The sequence below is a fragment of the Sciscionella sediminilitoris genome, from assembly GCF_000737195.2.
GTDB classification, from domain to species: Bacteria; Actinomycetota; Actinomycetes; order Mycobacteriales; family Pseudonocardiaceae; genus Sciscionella; species Sciscionella sediminilitoris.
Genome location: NZ_JALM01000036.1, coordinates 1 through 17,051 on the forward strand (window position 1 = coordinate 1; position 17,051 = coordinate 17,051).

Annotated in this window: 21 protein-coding genes and 1 tRNA gene; 6 read left to right on the forward strand and 16 right to left on the reverse strand. The window is 69.9% G+C overall.

From position 1 onward, the window contains the following. Positions 1-29: 29 nt before the first annotated feature. The 5 genes from AD72_RS16345 to AD72_RS16365 form a co-directional block, all read right to left on the reverse strand. Positions 30-102: transfer RNA gene (locus AD72_RS16345), tRNA-Ala, on the reverse strand. A gap of 50 nt (positions 103-152) precedes the next feature. Continuing rightward, complete coding sequence (sepX, locus tag AD72_RS16350) at positions 153-983, reverse strand: divisome protein SepX/GlpR (RefSeq protein ID WP_031467381.1); 831 nt, start codon at positions 981-983, stop codon at positions 153-155. Between the two features lie 90 nt (positions 984-1,073). Further along, positions 1,074-1,751: a GNAT family N-acetyltransferase gene (locus AD72_RS16355; protein ID WP_031467382.1), complete on the reverse strand. Its 678-nt coding sequence runs from the start codon at positions 1,749-1,751 to the stop codon at positions 1,074-1,076. A 2-nt stretch (positions 1,752-1,753) separates the two neighbouring features. Further along, complete coding sequence (gene glp, locus AD72_RS16360; RefSeq protein WP_197284993.1) at positions 1,754-2,977, reverse strand: molybdotransferase-like divisome protein Glp; 1,224 nt, start codon at positions 2,975-2,977, stop codon at positions 1,754-1,756. Between the two features lies 1 nt (position 2,978). Then, positions 2,979-3,863 (reverse strand): UTP--glucose-1-phosphate uridylyltransferase, encoded by an 885-nt coding sequence (locus tag AD72_RS16365; protein ID WP_031467384.1) that lies wholly within the window; start codon positions 3,861-3,863, stop codon positions 2,979-2,981. A 32-nt stretch (positions 3,864-3,895) separates the two neighbouring features. Between AD72_RS16365 and AD72_RS16370 the strand changes: the two genes are divergently transcribed. The 5 genes from AD72_RS16370 to mscL all read left to right on the forward strand — a co-directional run bounded on the left by AD72_RS16370 (position 3,896) and on the right by mscL (position 6,977). After that, positions 3,896-4,438: a 5-formyltetrahydrofolate cyclo-ligase gene (locus tag AD72_RS16370; protein ID WP_031467385.1), complete on the forward strand. Its 543-nt coding sequence runs from the start codon at positions 3,896-3,898 to the stop codon at positions 4,436-4,438. 94 nt (positions 4,439-4,532) lie between these two features. Further along, complete coding sequence (locus AD72_RS16375) at positions 4,533-4,892, forward strand: FmdB family zinc ribbon protein (RefSeq protein ID WP_031467386.1); 360 nt, start codon at positions 4,533-4,535, stop codon at positions 4,890-4,892. Between the two features lie 84 nt (positions 4,893-4,976). Beyond that, complete coding sequence (locus AD72_RS16380; RefSeq protein WP_031467387.1) at positions 4,977-5,786, forward strand: DUF899 family protein; 810 nt, start codon at positions 4,977-4,979, stop codon at positions 5,784-5,786. Between the two features lie 104 nt (positions 5,787-5,890). Further along, entirely contained in the window at positions 5,891-6,559 is a 669-nt protein-coding gene (locus AD72_RS16385; RefSeq protein ID WP_063890762.1) for an RcpC/CpaB family pilus assembly protein, read from the forward strand. A 31-nt stretch (positions 6,560-6,590) separates the two neighbouring features. Next, positions 6,591-6,977 carry a large conductance mechanosensitive channel protein MscL gene (mscL, locus tag AD72_RS16390; protein ID WP_031467389.1) on the forward strand — a complete coding sequence of 129 codons (387 nt, stop codon included), beginning with the start codon at positions 6,591-6,593 and terminating at the stop codon, positions 6,975-6,977. Between the two features lie 22 nt (positions 6,978-6,999). Here the strand turns inward: mscL and AD72_RS37195 are convergent, their stop codons facing one another. After that, complete coding sequence (locus tag AD72_RS37195; protein WP_197284994.1) at positions 7,000-7,173, reverse strand: hypothetical protein; 174 nt, start codon at positions 7,171-7,173, stop codon at positions 7,000-7,002. Between the two features lie 41 nt (positions 7,174-7,214). Here AD72_RS37195 and AD72_RS16395 point away from each other — a divergent pair, with 41 nt between their 5' ends. Beyond that, the gene (locus AD72_RS16395; protein ID WP_051898684.1) at positions 7,215-7,589 is read left to right on the forward strand and encodes an antitoxin; all 375 of its coding nucleotides are present in this window, start codon (positions 7,215-7,217) and stop codon (positions 7,587-7,589) included. A 14-nt stretch (positions 7,590-7,603) separates the two neighbouring features. Here AD72_RS16395 and AD72_RS16400 read toward each other — a convergent pair whose 3' ends face one another. The 10 genes from AD72_RS16400 to AD72_RS16445 form a co-directional block, all read right to left on the reverse strand. Next, positions 7,604-8,257, reverse strand: coding sequence for an alpha/beta fold hydrolase (locus AD72_RS16400; protein ID WP_031467391.1), 654 nt, complete (start codon positions 8,255-8,257; stop codon positions 7,604-7,606). 25 nt (positions 8,258-8,282) lie between these two features. Then, positions 8,283-8,774 carry a MogA/MoaB family molybdenum cofactor biosynthesis protein gene (locus tag AD72_RS16405; RefSeq protein ID WP_037346130.1) on the reverse strand — a complete coding sequence of 164 codons (492 nt, stop codon included), beginning with the start codon at positions 8,772-8,774 and terminating at the stop codon, positions 8,283-8,285. Positions 8,775-8,825: 51 nt separating this feature from the next. Next, positions 8,826-9,950 carry a S1C family serine protease gene (locus AD72_RS16410; RefSeq protein WP_051898686.1) on the reverse strand — a complete coding sequence of 375 codons (1,125 nt, stop codon included), beginning with the start codon at positions 9,948-9,950 and terminating at the stop codon, positions 8,826-8,828. Positions 9,951-9,966: 16 nt separating this feature from the next. Beyond that, positions 9,967-11,079, reverse strand: a complete 1,113-nt coding sequence (gene galT / locus AD72_RS16415) for a galactose-1-phosphate uridylyltransferase (RefSeq protein WP_425480771.1) — start codon at positions 11,077-11,079, stop codon at positions 9,967-9,969. A 36-nt stretch (positions 11,080-11,115) separates the two neighbouring features. Further along, positions 11,116-11,913, reverse strand: a complete 798-nt coding sequence (locus AD72_RS16420; RefSeq protein WP_020501098.1) for a DeoR/GlpR family DNA-binding transcription regulator — start codon at positions 11,911-11,913, stop codon at positions 11,116-11,118. A 234-nt stretch (positions 11,914-12,147) separates the two neighbouring features. Beyond that, the gene (locus AD72_RS16425; protein WP_031467395.1) at positions 12,148-13,545 is read right to left on the reverse strand and encodes a sensor histidine kinase; all 1,398 of its coding nucleotides are present in this window, start codon (positions 13,543-13,545) and stop codon (positions 12,148-12,150) included. A 10-nt stretch (positions 13,546-13,555) separates the two neighbouring features. Next, positions 13,556-14,245 carry a response regulator transcription factor gene (locus AD72_RS16430; protein ID WP_026197897.1) on the reverse strand — a complete coding sequence of 230 codons (690 nt, stop codon included), beginning with the start codon at positions 14,243-14,245 and terminating at the stop codon, positions 13,556-13,558. 70 nt (positions 14,246-14,315) lie between these two features. Next, positions 14,316-15,476 carry a GNAT family N-acetyltransferase gene (locus tag AD72_RS16435; protein ID WP_051898687.1) on the reverse strand — a complete coding sequence of 387 codons (1,161 nt, stop codon included), beginning with the start codon at positions 15,474-15,476 and terminating at the stop codon, positions 14,316-14,318. Further along, positions 15,470-16,324: a 3-hydroxyacyl-CoA dehydrogenase family protein gene (locus AD72_RS16440; RefSeq protein ID WP_031467397.1), complete on the reverse strand. Its 855-nt coding sequence runs from the start codon at positions 16,322-16,324 to the stop codon at positions 15,470-15,472. The genes AD72_RS16435 and AD72_RS16440 overlap by 7 nt, the downstream gene beginning before the upstream one ends. 17 nt (positions 16,325-16,341) lie before the next feature. Then, a complete protein-coding gene (locus AD72_RS16445; protein ID WP_031467398.1) occupies positions 16,342-16,989 on the reverse strand; it encodes a response regulator in 648 nt (215 codons plus the stop codon). Positions 16,990-17,051 lie beyond the last annotated feature (62 nt).

Below are 17,051 nucleotides of genomic sequence, written 5' to 3' on the forward strand. Positions count from 1 at the left end.
TCTCCGCGAGCACGAGCCTTCCATTTGCGTGGAGCTGAGGGGAATCGAACCCCTGACCTTCTCGATGCGAACGAGACGCGCTACCAACTGCGCTACAGCCCCTGGTACCCGAAAAGCTTAGCAGTCGGGTCCGGTGCCCTCGCGGGCGGGTCTCACTGCCCGGCGGCCCTGCGATAGGGCAGGACCTCGGGGTCGTCGAGCTCGGCGAACGCGGGGTCTTCGTCGTCGTGGTCGACCACGGTGGCGCCGGGATGCACGGTCAGCGTGGGGGTGTGGTGCCGTACTTCGGGAGCGGGTTCCTGTTCGGGCTGCTCTTCTTCGACGTGCTGGGCGGGCCGCTGGCGGGCGGCGCGCCGGGCCCGGATGTCGTTCTCGATGCGCACTTGCCTGCGCAGGTAGGTGAGGTATCCGACGAGGGTGACGCCGAGTGCGCCGGTGGCCCAGTAGATGATGGGCGCGATGGCTATGGCGAGGATGACGCTTGCCGCGATGGCGATGAGCAGACCGAAGACGATCTTGCGCCGGAGTGCGTACTTGGCGGCGGCGGCGAGTTCGGCGGCCTCGGCGTTGTAGCCGCCACGTCCTGGCCGGTAGGGCCGGGTGACGTAGTCGTCCTCTTCGCTCGGCGGGAGTTCGTCCTCGAGTTCGGTGTCCTCGTCGGCCTCGTAGTAGTCGGCGCGCTCGTCTTCTTCGGCGAGCTCGTCGGCGGACTGCTCGAACTCGGCGGGCGGTTGTTCCTGCTCGCGCTCTTCGGGCAGGGGGAGTTCGGCGGTGGATTCGTCGTCGGCGACGGAGAGATTCTCGGCTTCGGGCACTTGCGTCTCCTCGGCAGCGGCATCGGATCCCGCGGTGCGCTGCACTACGCGTGCGGCGAGGGCGCTTTCCGCGGTCCGCGCTACGACTTGGCGTTTCCGCGCGATCATCGGTACTAGGACGACCAGCCATGCCAGCACGAGTGCACCGACGAGCAATGAGCTAGGCATGTCATCTCACCTCCCCGACTCCCGCGCACCGTCATGACGCAACGTTAGTCACAGGAGTCACAAACGTTCGGTAGGACGCGCCGAATGTGATCAAGGGCGAAATTCGGCGCGCCCGGAGCGGATGAGCCGGGAAACGAGTCCCTCGCCTGTCTCTTCGGCGGTGATGGCGAAGCACAGGTGGTCGCGCCAGTCCCCGGCCACGTCGAGGTAGCGCCGGAAAAGTCCCTCTTCCCGGAACCCGAGTCCGGTGAGCACGCCGATACTCGCGGTGTTCTCCGGGCGCACGGTGGCCTCGATGCGGTGCAGTCCGCCGCGGTGGAAGCAGTGGTCGACGGCGAGGGCGACGGATGCGGTGGCCAGTCCGCCGCGGACCCGGTCGGCGGCGACCCAGTAGCCGACCCAGGCGGAGCAGAGCGCGCCGCGCACGATGTTGCCGATGGTGACCTGACCGGCGAAAACGCCATCCACGGTGATCACGAAGGGATACGAGGCTCCCCTGCGGCCGAGTGCGCGCAGCCCGGAGCACTGGGAGAACCAGACGGCGCGCGAATTGCGCTCTGCCCAGGTGCCGGGAACGGTGGGTTCCCAGGGCGCGAGGTGGGCCATGTCGCGGCAGCGGATGGTGCTCCACGCCCGTGCGTCCCGGTACCGGGGTTTGCGCAACCGCAGGGTGCCGCCGGGCACGGTGAGCGGGCCGAGGCCGACCGGCCAGCCGGGATGGCGCCCGCCGTCCCCGAGCGTCGGGTCCTTGCCGATCGCCGACGACATCGTCACCCGCGCTGGGCGAGGAAGCTCACCGTGACGTTCTCGCCCGCGGTGATGTCGGTGACCTCCTCGGGCACCACGATCAGCGCGTTCGCCTCGGCGAGTGCGGCGAGCAGGTGCGCACCGGATGTGCCGAGTGGTTGCACGAGGTATTCCCCGGTTGTCGAGTCGCGGAGCAGCTGGCCACGCAGGAAGCCCGCGCGCCCTTCGGTCGAGCTGAGCGGGGAGAGCAATTTCGCGGAGATCTCCCTGCGCTTGGGGCTCTTCTTGCCGAGTGCGGCGCGGATGAGCGGGCGCACGAACACCTCGAACACCACGAGCGCGCTCATCGGGTTGCCCGGCACCAGGAAGGTCGGCACCGCATCGGGGCCGAGCCTGCCGAAGCCCTGCGCGGAACCGGGATGCATGGCGATCCGGGTGGTGTCGATGTTGCCCAGTTCGGCGAGAGCGGATGCGACGTCGTCACCCGCGGCGCCACCGACCCCACCTGCGACGACGACAACCTCGGAGAGCAGCAACCGGCCTTCGACGACCTCCCGCAAACGTTTGGCCTCACCGGTCACGATGCCGACCCTGGTCACCTCGGCTCCCGCATCCCGTGCCGCGGCCGCGAGGGCATAGGAGTTCACGTCGTAGACCTGGCCCGCGCCCGGGGTGCGGTCCACATCCACGAGCTCGTCGCCGACGGAGATGATCGAGACCCGGGGCCGCGGGTGCACCAGCACCTTGTCCCTTCCGACCGCGGCGAGCAGGCCGACCTGGGCGGATCCGATGGCCGAGCCCTTGCGCACGGCGACGTCCCCGGTCTGCACGTCCTCGCCGGTCCGGCGCACGTAGGCGGCGGAGGGGACCGGTTCGTGCACGGTGACCTTGGAGTGGTGCCCGTCGGTCTGTTCGAGGGGGACGACCGCGTCGGCCAGCGTGGGCAGCGGGGCACCGGTCGCGACCCGGACCGCCTGGCCGGGCTGCAGCCGCCGTGGCTGGCGGGATCCGGGCGGGATCTCGCCGACGACGGGCAACTGCACCGGTTCGGTCCCCGCGGTGCGCACATCCACGCTGCGCACGGCGTATCCGTCCACCGCTGCCTGGTCGAACCCGGGAAGGGCGTGCTCCGCGACGACCTCCTCACCGCAGATCAGCCCCTGCGCCTCGGAGATCGCGACGCGCACGGGGGAGGGCCGCACCGCGGCGGCGAGCACCTTCTCGAGCTGTTCGGTAACTGCTCTCATGTCAGCCGAGCCGTTCATGCAGCCAGGCACGCAGCGCGGGCCCGTAGTCGGGGTGGTCCAGGGCGAAGTCGAGGGAGGCTTTCAGGAAGTCGCCGGGGTTGCCGAGGTCGTGCCTGCTGCCCTGGTGCACCACGATGTGCACCGGATGCCCTTCCTCGATCAGCAGCGCCACGGCGTCGGTGAGCTGCAGTTCCCCGCCCGCTCCCGGGGTGATCCGGCGCAGCGCGTCGAAGATCGCGCGGTCGAGCAGGTAGCGCCCGGCCGCGGCGAACGTCGACGGCGCGTCCTCCGGGGCCGGTTTCTCGACCATGCCCTTGACCTGTTTGACGTCCGCTTCGGCGGTCTCCTCGACGTCGAAGACCCCGAACGGGGAAATCTGCTCGCGCGGGATGTCGAAGGCACACAGCACGCTTCCGCCATACTCGGCGCGCACCTGCGCCATTCTGTTCAGCACCCCGACCGGGAGCACCAGATCGTCGGGGAGCAGTACCGCGACCGCCTCGTCCTCGGGTCCCAGCTGGCCTTCAGCGCAACCGACGGCGTGCCCGAGGCCGAGCGGTTCCGGTTGTTCCGCGGTGACCACCTCGATCAGATCGGGAGCCCTGCGGACCTTCGCGAGCAGGTCGTTCTTGCCTCGGTCGGCGAGCGTGGCCTCGAGCGTGGGCTGGGGCCGGAAGTAGTCGGCGAGCGCTGCCTTGTCCGCATTGGCCACGATGACCATGCGGTTCGCGCCCGCCTCGGCGACCTCGGCCGCGATCCGCTCGATGCCCGGCGTATCCACCACGGGGAGTAGTTCTTTCGGAACGGCCTTGGTCGTTGGCAAGAAGCGCGTACCGAGTCCCGCGGCGGGCACGATGGCAGTATGGAAGGTGCTCGCTGAGCTCATGCACGCGAGCCTAACCGGTTGGTGAGGGAATCGTGGACAAGGCGGCTTGGCGTGCGTCGCTGCGTGCGCAGCGACGTGCGCTCGATCCGGGGCAGCGCAACGAAGATGCGCGGTTGCTCGCCGAGGCGGTCGGCGTGGCGCGACTCGGGGGCACGGTGTGCGCCTACGTGCCGCTGGCCACCGAGCCCGGCGACGTCGGCATGCTGGACGCGTTGCGCGGCGGCGGAGCGCGGGTGTTGCTCCCGGTCATCGACGGGGAGGTGCTGCACTGGGCGCCGTACGAAGGCATGCTGCGCACCGGCCGGTTCGGGATCGGCGAACCGGACACCGAGGCGCTCGGCCCGGAGGCGCTCGCGGAGGTCTCGGCGATGCTGGTGCCCGCACTCGCGGTGGACACCCGCGGGGTTCGGCTCGGCAAGGGCGGCGGCTATTACGACCGGAGCATCGGCGGGCTCGGGTGCCCGCTCATCGCCGTGGTCCGGGACGAGGAATTCCTCACCGAGCTGCCCGCCGAGGACCATGACGTGCGGATGAGTCACGTGCTCACCCCGCGCGGCGGGCTGCGGGCACTGTGATATTTCCTGGGTTCGTTTGCGCGCTGTGGAACACATAGCGCAAAATGGTGTCTGGCACTCTACGCTGGGGAGTGCTAAGTGAAAGGACTTCTCTGTGCCCACCTACCAATACGCGTGCACCGAATGCGGACACCGGTTCGAGCAGGTGCAGTCGTTCTCCGAGGACTCGCTGACGACCTGCCCGGAATGCTCCGGCAAGTTGCGTAAGCTGTTCGGCTCGGTCGGCATCGTATTCAAGGGCAGCGGCTTCTACCGCACGGACAGCAGGTCGAACGGGAACACCGCGAGCGAGTCCGCGAAGAGCTCCACGGAGTCCTCGTCCTCGTCCTCGTCGTCCTCCGGTTCGAGTGATTCCGCGAAGTCCTCGGATTCGAGTTCGAGTTCCAGCAGCTCTTCCTCCTCTTCCTCCTCTTCCTCCTCTTCGTCTTCCTCGACGACGAAGGCCGCCTCCTGAACCTCTGCCCGGCGGCTTGTCGATTCCGCCGTGCGCCGTTCGACGGGTAAGCGTCAACGTTCGAACGACGGCACGGAGGACACCATGACGCCGAACAACCCGGCCACCGCGTTGCCCGGTCGCCCACCCGTGGTCGACCAGGCCACCTGGCAGGCCGCCAGGGATGAGCTCCTGGCCCGCGAGAAGGCCCACACCCGGGCCGGGGACGCCCTCGCCGCGGCCCGCAGGCGGTTGCCGATGGTGGAATTCGACGGATCGGTCGAGGTGTCCGGACCGGACGGACCGGTCCCGTTCCTCGAGCTGTTCCAGGGCCGCGAGGAACTCGTGGTCTACAAGCACATGTGGTACGACGGTGCGCCGCACCAGGGGCAGTGCGAGGGCTGCACGACCACCGCCTGGCATCTGAAGGATGCCGTCTACCTCAACGCCCGCGGGGTCTCGCTCGCCATCCTGACCACGGGCGAATGGGACGAGGTGGCCGCTTATGTCGAGTTCATGGGCTACGCCCAGCCCTGGTATTCGGTGCGTGGAGTGGCCGAGCCCGTCGGCGGGGACATGGGGTACCTCTGCTGTTTCCTTCGTGATGGCGAGCGGACCTTCCTCACCTATTCCACGACCGCCCGGGGGAACGAACCGGCCAACGGGTCCCTCGGGCTGCTCGACCTGACGCCCTACGGTCGCCGCGAACCCTGGGAGGACTCTCCGGACGGCTGGCCGGAAGCCCCCGATGCCGGTGCGCCGACCGGCGGACACGGTGTGCCGATCTGCTGGTCCTGGCGCTCGGACGCGGACGGGAATCCCACCTGGGGACCGACCAGCCGCCCGGTTCCGCAGTGGACACGGCCCGGCGCGGGTGCCGTGGAAACCCTCGGCAGGAGCCGTTCCTGCCACTGAGCCGAGCGCCGAGTCTGTATGCCGGGTTGTCCACAGGCGGGGTGCTCATCCACAGATTTCCGGTGCGGGGTTCCGGGCGGGCGATTCCTGGCTAACGTCGGGGCATGACAACGAACTCCCTGCGTACGCCGTTGCGCGAGCGACTGGGACCGGCCTTGGCGAACCGGCTGTGGCCGCGCACGGTGTTGCTCAGACGGCTGCTCGCCGGTGCCCTGTTCGTGCTCGCGATCGTGCTCGCCCTGCTCCCCGGGCCCGCGAGCGCGGGACCGATGCGCCCGGTGCTGACCACGGCACACGACCTCGACTCCGGAGTCCGGTTGCGTGCCGCCGATCTCCGGGTACGCCTGACGCCGGCGAACGCGATCCCGGCGGGGGCGCTCACCTCCGTGGGTCAGGCCGAAGGCAGGGCGCTCGCCGGTGCCGCGCGCGCCGGGGAACAGCTCACCGACACCCGGCTCGCCGGTCCGGCCAGCGCGGGGCCGGGACGGGTGGCGGTCCCGGTGCGGCTCGGGGACACGGCGATCGCCGGGCTGCTGCACCCCGGCACGCTCGTCGACGTGATCGCAGGGGACGCGGATACCGGCCAGGGGCAGGTACTCGCGACCGGGGCCCGCGTGGTCACCGTGCCCCCGGCGGCGGAGTCGGCCGCGTCGGCCAGCTCGGCCAAGGGGGACCGGGACGGCAGGCTCGTGGTGCTCGCGCTGCCCGCCGACACAGCCCACCGGGTCGCGGCGTCCTCACTGCATCGGGAGGTGACCGTTACGCTCCAGTAGGGATATTGGTACTTCGGGAGAGGAATTACCCATGTTGAAGGGGTTCAAGGAGTTCATCTCACGCGGCAACGTCATGGAGCTGGCGATTGCGGTCGTGATCGGTACCGCCACGACGGCGATGGTCACCGCGGTGGTGAACAACCTGATCAAGCCGCTCATCGCGGCGATCGGCGGCACGAACATCCAGGGGCTGGCGCTCCAGCTCGTGGACGGCAATCCGAAATCGACGATCGACCTCGGTGCGATCATCACGGCGGTCATCAACTTCTTCATCATCGCCGCCGCCGTCTACTTCTTCCTCGTGGTGCCGTTGAAGAAGATCCTCGACCGCAGGAAGAAGGAGGAAGTGGCCGAGGCGACCGAGACGGAGCTGCTCACCGAGATCCGCGATCTGCTCCGGGAACGCAACTCCAGCTGAGGGAGCGGTTCCCGGCCGGGTGTCAGCCGTGGTGTGGCGGACGGTCGCTGAGGTACTCCTCATCCGTCCGGCCATGCCGACCGGCTTCATCGCGCTCATCGGCGGTGGTGTCCGGCAGCACCGAACCGAACACCGCTTCGAGCCGGGCGCGCCTGGCCGCGCGCTCGCGTTGTTCGGACTGCTCATCTGGCCGCATGCCGGTATTGTCCCAGAGTACGACGAGGTAGGAGCGAGCTCATGAGCTTCATGGACAAGGCGAAGGATTTCGCCAACCAAGCAAGGGACAGGGCGACCGAACTCGCGGCCGAGGCGGCCGAGAAGGCGGGTCCGCTCGCCGAGAAGGTCGCGGACAAGGCGGGCCCGATCGCCGAGCGCGCGGCGGATTTCGCGGCCAAGGGCGTGGACACCGCGGCATCCAGCCTGGACAAGGCGACCGGCGGGCGCTACAGCGACCAGATCAACTCGGTGAGCAGCAAGATCGGTGACGCCCTCGAACGCCCCGAGGACTCCGCGGGCGGTTCGGGTTCGGCGGCGGGTAACGACTCCGCGGCCAAACCGGGGGAGCAGGACAAGCCGGAGGAACCGAAGCCACCCCAGGGCGGCGGCGCCTGATCGACCGAGCCTGATCACTCGCCCAGGATGTGGGCGGCGAGCTCGGTCGCATGGCTGAGCACGGCCAAGTGACCGCCGGGCAGCTCCTCGGCGGTCAGGCCGAGCCGCTCGCGTCCGAGGCGGCGCATGAACGCGGCGGGGAACAGGCGGTCCTCCCGGAACAGGACGAACCTGGTCGGCACATCCGGCCAGCCCTCCAGTGGCCATGGCTGATCGAACGGGGTGCCCGCCTGCGCGCGCTCGCATTCCCGGGCCTTGGCCCGTAGCTCGGGTGCAAAGCCGTGGTAGAAGAGCTCCTCGGGGTCCTCGTGGTCGAACCCGGTCGCGCGCTGGGCGGCCACCTGGCCGGTGTTCACCCACCACTGCCGCGGCCGCTCGCCCGTGACCGGCACCATGGCAGCGAGCAGGATGAGCGAGCGGACGCGCAACCGCGCGCAGGCCAGCGGGGCGAAGAAGCCGCTGAACGAGTGCGCGACCAGCACCGGGTCCGGATACCCGGCGGCGGCCCGGACAACGGCCTCGGCGTACTCGGCGAGGCCGCAGGATTCGTCCGCGCTCGGCAGCTCGACGGCGACCGCGGTGTGCCCGCGGTCGCGCAATTCGGCGGCGAGCGGATCCCAGCAGCTCGCGGCGTATCCCGCGCCCGGGATGAGGACGAAGGTGCCCACGGCCGTCTCCCCGCAGGTGTCCGGATCAGAGGCCGGAGAGTTCCTCGATCACGTGCGGGACAAGGGAGGCCAGCGTCGCCATACCGTCGCGCACCGCGGAACGGGAAGCGGCGAGGTTGACCACGAGGGTGCTCCCGGAGACGCCCACGAGCCCACGGGAGATGCCCGCGTCGACCGCGCCCGCGGCGAGGCCGGAGGAGCGCAGTGCCTCGGCGATGCCCGGGATCGGCCGGTCCAGCACACCGGCAGTGGCGTCCGGGGTGACATCCCGCGGCGAGACCCCGGTCCCGCCGACGGTGATGACCAGGTCCACACCGCCGATGACGGCGGTGTTCAGCGCATTACGGATGTCGACGGCCTCACCGCGCACCTCGACGACTCCGTCGACGATGAACCCTGCTTCCTCGAGCAGCTCGGTGACAAGCGGTCCCATCGTGTCTTCGTGTTCGGTGTGCGTGACCCGGTCGTCCACGATGACCACGAGTGCGCGCCCGACCCGCAGGGTGCTTCGTTCCATACGGAACACCGTAACGGGTACGCCCGTCCGGTTCTCCGCCGGGAAACCGGTTCAGCGCCGCCCGACCTGCTTGCCGTCGAGGGTGGCGCGCACGGTGCGGGAGCCGGCCGCGAGGCTCAGCGTCGTGCCCGGTGCGGCGGCATGCACCGCGGCCACGAGCGCGTCCGCGGAATCGATCGGGCGCCCGTCCACCCCGGTGATCACCTCGCCGGTCTGGATGCCCGCGCGCTGGCCGGGGCCGCCCGGGGTGACCTCGATGACCACGGCGCCGCGGCGGGGATCGTCGCGCACGCTGACCCCGAGCACGGACTGGGTGGTGGTGCCCTTCTCGGCGAGATCCCTGCCGATCCGCTTGGCCTGGTCGATGGGGATGGCGAAACCGAGCCCGAGATTGCCGCGCGGCTCCTCACCGTTGCCGAGCCCACTGGTCGGCGGGCTGTAGATCGCCGAGTTGATGGCCACCACGGTGCCGTCGAGCGCGACCAGCGGGCCACCGGAATTACCGGGGTTGATCGCGGCATCGGTCTGCACCGCGTCCATCACGGTCGCCTGTTCACCCTGGCCGCCGCCCGCGCGGGTCGGCCGGTGCAGCGCGGAGACGATCCCGGTGGTCACGGTGCCCGCGAGGCGGAACGGGGCACCGAAGGCGACGACCTGCTGGCCGACCCGCAGATCGTCGGAACGCCCGAAGTTCGCCGCGGGAACCTCGCCGACGCCCTCGGCGCGCACCACGGCGAGATCGGAGGTCGGATCGGTGCCGACCACCCGGACCGTCGCGGTGCGCCCGTCCTGCCAGTAGGCGACGAGCGGATCCCCGCCGCCCCCGGTGACGACGTGCTCGTTGGTCAGGATCAGCCCGTCATGGCTGAACACCACGCCGGAACCGGTCACCCCACCGCGCCCGCCGGAGGACTGTAGCTCGACGACGGTCGGCAGCACGTGTTGCGCGGCGGCCTCCACGGTGCCCGCGGGCGCGGCAGCGGTGTGCTGGGCGGGTGGCGGCGCGTCCAGGGAGTTGGGCGTCGGTGCCTGGGTACTCGGCTGCTCGTTGGACCCGGCGAGGTAACCGCCGACGGCACCGGCGAGCCCGCCGATGACCAGCACGAGCAGCAGCGCGCCGAAGAACAGGCCGCCCCTGAGGTGTCGTGGTGCTCGGTCCGGTTCCTCGGTGTCCACGGCGCCTCCCTGTCGTCTACCCGGCCGCCCTCAGCTTCTCGGCGATCTGTTCCGGGGTGACGTCGTTGATCCACACCGCCATCCCGGACTCCGAGCCCGCCAGGTACTTCAATTTATCCGCACTCCGGCGAATGGAGAACACCTCGAGGTAGAGCCAGGCGAGTTCGCGCCCGGTGTGTACCGGGGCCTGGTGCCAGGCGGCGATATAGGGCAGGCGCAGGTCGTAGAGCGCGTCCAGGCGGCGCAGCACGTCGAGGTACACGGGAGCGAAGTCCTCGCGTTCGGCCTCGGTGAGCGCGGGAATGTCCGGGACCTGCCGGTGCGGGACCAGCTGCACCTGGACCGGCCAGCGCGCGGCCGCGGGCACGAACGCGGTCCAGTGCTCGGATTCGGCGATGATCCGCTCCCGGCTCGCGCGTTCCCCGGCGAGCAGATCGCCCATCAGCGCCCTTCCGGTGGCGCGCTTGTGTTCCCCCGCGCGGGCGAGCAGTTTCTCGGTCTTCGGGGTGATGAACGGATAGCCGTAGATCTGCCCGTGCGGATGCGAGAGGGTGACCCCGATGTCCTCGCCGCGGTTCTCGAACGGGAAGACCTGCTCCACCCCGGGGATCTCGCCGAGCGCGCTGGTGCGGTCCGCGAGCGCGTCGACGACGGTGCGCACCCGGGAGGGGGAGAGTTCGGCGAACGAGCTGGAGTGCTCGGAGGTGAAGCAGACGACCTCGCAGCGCCCGCGTCCCGGAGCCCTGCGCACCAGCGGAATGCCGGGCACCACCTCGGTCTTGACTTCCGGGACCTCGGTCGCGAACGAGGGGAAGCGGTTCTCGAAGACGGCGACGTCGTAATCGGATTCCGGGATCTCGCTCGGATGCCCGGGCGCCGAGGGGCACAGCGGGCAGACCTCGGCGGGCGGTTTGTAGGTGCGGGTCTGCCGGTGCGCGGCGAGGCCGACCCATTCCCCGGAGAGCGGATCGAGCCGGATCTCCGAGTACGGCGCGGGTTCCGGGAGGTCCCTGGTGTCCACGGCCGTGCGCGCGGGCGCGTCCGGGGAGTCGTCGAAGTAGACGATCTCGCGGCCATCGGCGAGTTTCGCGGTTGTCTTGCGCACGCGGCGGGTGTTCTCCGTTCTCATCGGGCCTGGGTTCTCAGCGGCTCTGGCTCATCGGTGTCACGCGGTCGCCGAGCCCCTGCGGTGCGGGGCGGCGATGTGCAGCTCACCGACGTGCTCGGAGAGCACGGTACGCGCATCCTCCTCGATGCGGTCATCGGTGACCAGGACATCGGCCTCGGTGAGGTCCGCGATCGTGGAGATGCCGACGGTGCCCCACTTGGTGTGATCGGCGAGCACGACGGTGCGTGCGGCCGCGTCGATGAACGCCCGGTTCGCCTGGCCCTCTTCCAGGTTCGGCGTGGTGAACCCGGACCGGGCCGCCATCCCGTGCACCCCGAGGAAGAGCAGGTCCAGGTGCAGGTTCGCCATGGTGTTCACCGCGATCGGCCCGACGAGCGCGTCCGATGGGGTGCGCACCCCGCCGGTGAGCACCACCGTCCGGTCCGGGCGGTGCGGGCTCTGCAGCACCTCGGCGATCCGGGTGGAGTTCGTGACGATGGTCAGGTCGGGGATGTCGGCGAGGTAGTGGGCCAGGGTCCAGGTCGTGGTTCCCGCGGAGAGGCCGAGCGCGGTGGAGGGGCGGACGATCTTCGCGGCGAGTGCCCCGATCGCTTCCTTCTCCACGAGCTGGCGCACCGATTTCGCCTCGAAGCCCGGTTCTTCGGTGCTGTTCCCGACGACCGAGGTCGCTCCGCCGTACACTTTGTCGACAAGTCCACGTCCGGCGAGCACATCCAGGTCGCGGCGCACCGTCATATCGGAAACCCCGAGTTGCTCGACGAGTTCGCTGACCCGGACCGCGCCCGTTTTGCGCACCTGTTCAAGGATCAGCGACTGCCGCTGCCGCGCCAGCACTGTGCCACCTCTATTCGCCCCGACCGTGGAACAATCAAGATTCTACACAGTCGAACACTTGAGAGTGGGACGGAAAGACGGCATTGTTGCCGACAACAGGCGCACATGAGACCAGTTCGTCACCGAGCTCCGCGGCCGCACACGCACCGAATCCAACAGACTCGAACATCTCGCCCAGGTGGCCGATCAAGCTCACCGAACGGCCCAACGGCGCGCGCGGTCCGTGGTCGCCCCTCAGACCGGTCCGCCGGGTAACCGGATCGTCAGCAGCGCGCCGCCGTCCGCGGAACGCCCGGCGAACACGGTACCGCCGTGCCGCACGATCGACTGCTTCACGATGGCCAGCCCGAGCCCGGAACCGGGCATGGTGCGCGCCTCGGAGGACCGGTAGAAACGCTCGAAGACCTTGGGCAGATCGACATCGGCGATCCCGGGCCCGGAGTCGGCGACCTCGATGGTCACCGTGCCGTCCCCGGTCGGCGCCATGCGCAGCGCGACGGTGCCCTCGGAAGGGCTGAACTTCACCGCGTTGTCCAGCAGGTTCAGTACCGCGCGCTCGAGCGTGGCCGGATCGCCCTCGAGCACCCATGGGTACAGGCTCACCTCGAAGCGGACGTCACCCGCGCGGCGCTGGGCGCGTTCCACGGCCCGCTCCACGACGTCGTTCAGCTCGACCCGCTCGGACACGATCTCGGCCCCGTCCTCGCGGGCGAGTTCCACCAGATCCCCGATCAGCGTGGTCAGCTCGTCCAGCTGGGCGCGCACGTCCGCGTAGATCTCCTCGCGGTCGGTCTCGGTGAGCGTCGGACCGCTGTGCGAGCTCGCGGCCTTCTCCGAGGCGACGAGCAGTTCCACATTGGTGCGCAGCGAGGTGAGCGGGGTGCGTAGTTCGTGCCCCGCGTCCGCGACCAGCTGGCGTTGTCGTTCCTGGGAGAGCGCGACCGCGGCGAGCATCGCGTTGAAACTGGTGGTCATCCTGGCGAGCTCGTCGTCCCCGGTGACCGGGATCGGGCGCAGGTCATTGGTCGCGGCGACCCGTTCGGTGGCGGCGGTGAGCCGCTGCACCGGGAGCAGCCCGCCACGGGCCACGGCGGTCCCGGCGAGCGCGGCGACCACGATCCCCGCCCCGGAGACCACGATCAGCACCAGGGCCAGCCGTTTGAGTACTTCCTTCTGCGGGCCGAGCGATTGCGCGACCACCAGGGCGTAGCCGTCGAGATAGGGCACCGCCACGACCTGTCTGCCCTGCTCCACGCGGGTGGAATAGGCCGCGGTGCCCGCGGCGACCTCCCGCTCGGCGGGACCGATGAGGGAGTCGTTGAAGGCGCGCGGATTCCGCCCGACCACGTGCGAGTCGCCGTTCACGTCGACCACGTCGAAACTGGTGTCCGAGACCGCGAGCTGGTTGCCGAAGGTCAGCGTGAGCCCGCCGCGATCAGGGCTCGGTGCCTGCTTGGATGCCGCGTAGGCGCGCTGCAGCAGATCGGTGCCGACCTGGCCGTACAGATTGGACTGCACGGTGAGGAAGGCACCGAGTGAGACGACCGCGACCGCTCCGGCCACGCATACGGCGGTGAGCAGGGTCAGCCTCGCCCGCAGCGAGAACCGCCTGCCCGGTACTGCTTGCCTCACCTCGATGACCTCACGGCGGGGTCTCGCGCAGCACGTAACCGACGCCGCGCACGGTGTGGATCAGCCGCGGTTCCCCGTCCGCCTCGGTCTTGCGGCGCAGGTAACCGACGTAGACTTCGAGCGCGTTTCCCGAGGTGGGGAAGTCGTAGCCCCACACATCCTCGAGGATGCGGCCCCTGGTCAGTACCTGCTTCGGGTGTGCCATGAACAGTTCGAGCAGGGCGAACTCGGTCCTGGTGAGGCTCATCGAGCGCTCCCCCCTGCGCACCTCGCGGGTGCCGGGGTCCAGCTCCAGATCGGCGAACCGCATCGCCGGGGTGTTGGCCTGCTCGGCCTCGGCAGCCGAACGGCGCAGCAGGGCGCGCATTCTGGCGAGCAGTTCCTCGAGGGCGAACGGCTTGGGCAGGTAGTCATCGGCGCCCGCGTCCAGCCCGGAGACCCGGTCGGAGACCGCGTCACGTGCGGTGAGTACGAGAATGGGCAGGTCATCGCCTTCGCCACGCAGTCGCCTGCACACCTCGAGCCCGTCGAGGCGGGGCATCATCACGTCGAGCACCATCGCGTCCGGGCGCGCATCGGCGATCAGCTCCAGCGCCTGCTGGCCGTCTCCGGCCAGTTCCACCTGGTAGCCGTTGAACTGCAACGAGCGCCGCAGCGATTCGCGCACGGCACGATCGTCGTCGACGACAAGGATCCGCATGAACACAGTGTTACCCACCAAGCTGAGACCGCGCTGAGTCCGCTGGTGTTTTTCGCTGGTTGTGGCCAGGTCACCACTGATGGTTACCGAGTCTGGGCACCCTGGGTGCACCGGTGAGCGTGTCCAGCACCGTGTCGTGTTCCCGGTCACCCGCGGCGAGCCCGTTGCGCCGCAGCGAATCCATGGTCGCGGTGCCCCCGAACCAGGCGGCGATCCCGCGCGCGGTGAACCGGACCGCACCGCTGCCGCCGCGGTGCACGCCGACCTCGCCGTCCACCTCGATCCGGTACCGCCCGGCCTGCCAGGGCGCGACCTCGTCGATCAGTTCGATGTCCACCGCGGCCGGGCGCAGCAGCTCGGCGCTCGGCCAGCCGCGGGCGTGCAGCGCGGCCTCCAGATCCACGACGCGCAGCATCCAGGGATGCGTGTAGACGGTGCTGAACTCTGGCCAGCCGAGCACCAGGTCGTGCACCGCGGGGTCGAGCACCGGCAGCCGGATCTCGTCCAGCTGCCCGGACCAGCTGGCCAGCGAGCCGAACAGGGCAAGCGCGGTGTCCCGGTCGCGGGCGATGAAGTCCTGCACCTGCAGCCAGGGCTCGTTCTCCCGGCGCGCGGTCAGGTAACCGCGGCCGTCCACGAGCTCGCACACATCGGCGGAGAGCACATCCGCTGCCGGGTAGCCGAGCTCAGTGCGGTCGAGCATGCCGTCCACCCCGGAGGCGAATTCCGTGTACCACTTGCGCATGCTGTCCACATCGGACTCGCGCGGCCTGCGGATGCTCGCTTCGCCGACGGGTTTCCCGGCCAGCCGCAGGAATTCCGGGCGCAGTGACACCGACTGCCCGACCCCGCAGTACTCCCAGCCATGGGCACGGTAGAGCGGCGGGACCGAGGCGAAAAGGGCGCTGATCGCCTGGCCGTGTTCGCGCATCGATTCGAGGCAGGCGCGCAGCAGCTGCCCGGCGATCCCGTGTCCGCGCGCGTGCGGGGCGACGCAGACCGCGGCGACCCCGCCCATCGGCACCGATCGGCCGCCGAAGAACTGGCCGTGCGCGTGCACCCGGGCGAATCCGGCCAGCTGCCCGCCATCCTCGGCGACGAACCCGCGCCATCCGTCCCGCGAGGCCTCCCAGCCGGCGCTGATGCGTGGCCCGCCGAAGGCCAGCCTGCGCAGCTGGAAGGCCGGTTCGCGGTCCTCGATGGTGTAGGGCCGGACGGTGAACTTCACCATGTGAAGAATCCGCGACCGCTCTTGCGGCCCAGCTCCCCGCGTTCGACCTTCTCCCGCAGCAGCTTCGGCGGCTCGAACCGCGGGCCGAGTTCCACGGCGAGGTGTTCGGCGATGGCCAGCCGCACATCGAGCCCGACGAGGTCGGTCAGCCGCAGCGGGCCCATCGGCCAGCGGTAGCCGAGCGTCATCCCGGTGTCGATGTCCTCCGCGCTCGCGACCCCGTCCTCCAGCATCCGGATCGCCTCGAGCCCGACCGCGACACCGAGCCGGGAGGTGGCGAATCCGGGGAAGTCCCGCACCTCGATGCCGGTCTTGCCGAGCGCGTCCACGAAGGTCCGGGCACTGGCCAGGATCCGCTCGTCCAGGTCCTCGTGGATCACCAGTTCCACGAGCTGCTGCGCGGGGACCGGGTTGAAGAAGTGCATGCCGACCACTCGCTCGCGCGCGCCTGCCCGCGCGATGGCGCCGATCGAGAGCGAGGAGGTGTTCGTGGCGAGCACCGCGTCCGGGCAGACCGTGCCGAGTTCGGCGATCACCTGCTGCTTGAGCTCGAGCCGTTCCGGGACGGCCTCCACGACGAGGCCCGCGTTCTCCGGCAGCCCGGCGATCGAGTCCACTGTGGACAGGTGGGCGAGCAGCTTCTCCGGGGTGATGCCGAGCTTGCCGCGCTCGGCGGCCTTGTTCAGCGAGGCCGCGACCGCGTCCCGGGCCGCCGCGGCACGTTCCGCGGAAGCCTCGGCGACGGTCACCTGCGAACCGCGCTCCAGCAGCACGTGGGCGATTCCCGCGCCCATCGTCCCGCCACCGACAACCCCAGTCACTTCAGGTACCTGCACATCGGCCGTCATAACCGGACGGTACCGCGTCAGGCGATGAGTCCGCCCCGATAGGCGACGAGTGCAGCCTGCACCCGGTTCACCGCGCCGATCTTGCCGAGCACCGAGGACACGTAGCCCTTCACGGTGGCCTCGGAGAGGTGCAGCCGCCCGCCGATCTCCGCGTTCGAGAGCCCCTGGCCGATCAGCGCGAGAACATCGCGTTCCCGCGCGGAAAGCGAGTCGAGCATCCGCCGCGCCGGTTCGGCCGCACGTTCCCCGTCGGCGACGGTGGCCAGCACCCGCGCGGCGACCCCGGGATCGAGCACCGCCCCGCCCGCGGCCAGATCCCGTACCGCGCGCACGAGCTGGTGCGGATCGGTGTCCTTGAGCAGGAAACCGCTCGCCCCGATGCGCAGTGCCTCGCTCACGTATTCGTCCACGTCGAACGTGGTCAGCATGGCCACCGAGGGCGGATGCGGCAGGGTGCGCAGTTTGCGCAGTGCGGCGAGCCCGTCCGTGGTGCGCATCCGGATGTCGAGCAGTACGACGTCCGGCTGGTGGCGGAGCGCGAGTTCGGGAACCCCGATCCCGTCATCGCATTCGGCGACGATCTCGATGTCCCCCGCGCTGGACAGGATCATGCGCAGCCCTGATCGGACGAGGTCCTCGTCGTCGGCAAGCAGCACCTTGATCACGTTCGTCTGGCCCCTTTCCCGCGCTCTTGAACTGTGAGAGGGAAATGACGTCTCCGTGGTGA